The sequence below is a fragment of the Halalkalibacter sp. HAAS-P013 genome, from assembly GCF_056619925.1.
This window is the reverse complement of record NZ_JBWQTU010000055.1, coordinates 1-1,011: the sequence shown is the minus strand read 5'-3', so window position 1 is coordinate 1,011 and position 1,011 is coordinate 1. Positions and strand designations below refer to the sequence as shown.

The window sequence follows — 1,011 nt, the reverse complement described above, 5'->3', positions numbered from 1 at the left end:
GGCTTACCAAGGCGACGATGCGTAGCCGACCTGAGAGGGTGATCGGCCACACTGGGACTGAGACACGGCCCAGACTCCTACGGGAGGCAGCAGTAGGGAATCTTCCGCAATGGACGAAAGTCTGACGGAGCAACGCCGCGTGAGTGATGAAGGGTTTCGGCTCGTAAAGCTCTGTTGTTAGGGAAGAACAAGTATCGTTCGAATAGGGCGGTACCTTGACGGTACCTAACCAGAAAGCCACGGCTAACTACGTGCCAGCAGCCGCGGTAATACGTAGGTGGCAAGCGTTGTCCGGAATTATTGGGCGTAAAGCGCGCGCAGGCGGTCTTTTAAGTCTGATGTGAAAGCCCCCGGCTCAACCGGGGAGGGTCATTGGAAACTGGGAGACTTGAGTACAGAAGAGGAGAGTGGAATTCCACGTGTAGCGGTGAAATGCGTAGATATGTGGAGGAACACCAGTGGCGAAGGCGACTCTCTGGTCTGTAACTGACGCTGAGGCGCGAAAGCGTGGGGAGCAAACAGGATTAGATACCCTGGTAGTCCACGCCGTAAACGATGAGTGCTAGGTGTTAGGGGTTTCGATGCCCTTAGTGCCGAAGTTAACACATTAAGCACTCCGCCTGGGGAGTACGACCGCAAGGTTGAAACTCAAAGGAATTGACGGGGGCCCGCACAAGCAGTGGAGCATGTGGTTTAATTCGAAGCAACGCGAAGAACCTTACCAGGTCTTGACATCCTTTGACCACCCTAGAGATAGGGCTTTCCCCTTCGGGGGACAAAGTGACAGGTGGTGCATGGTTGTCGTCAGCTCGTGTCGTGAGATGTTGGGTTAAGTCCCGCAACGAGCGCAACCCTTGATCTTAGTTGCCAGCATTTAGTTGGGCACTCTAAGGTGACTGCCGGTGACAAACCGGAGGAAGGTGGGGATGACGTCAAATCATCATGCCCCTTATGACCTGGGCTACACACGTGCTACAATGGATGGTACAAAGAGCAGCGAAACCGCGAGGT

At 54.5% G+C, this 1,011-nt stretch carries 1 rRNA gene; it reads left to right on the top strand.

The features are described 5' to 3' along the window. Positions 1-1,011, top strand: a 16S ribosomal RNA gene (locus AC1FXP_RS23515); the annotation flags it as partial.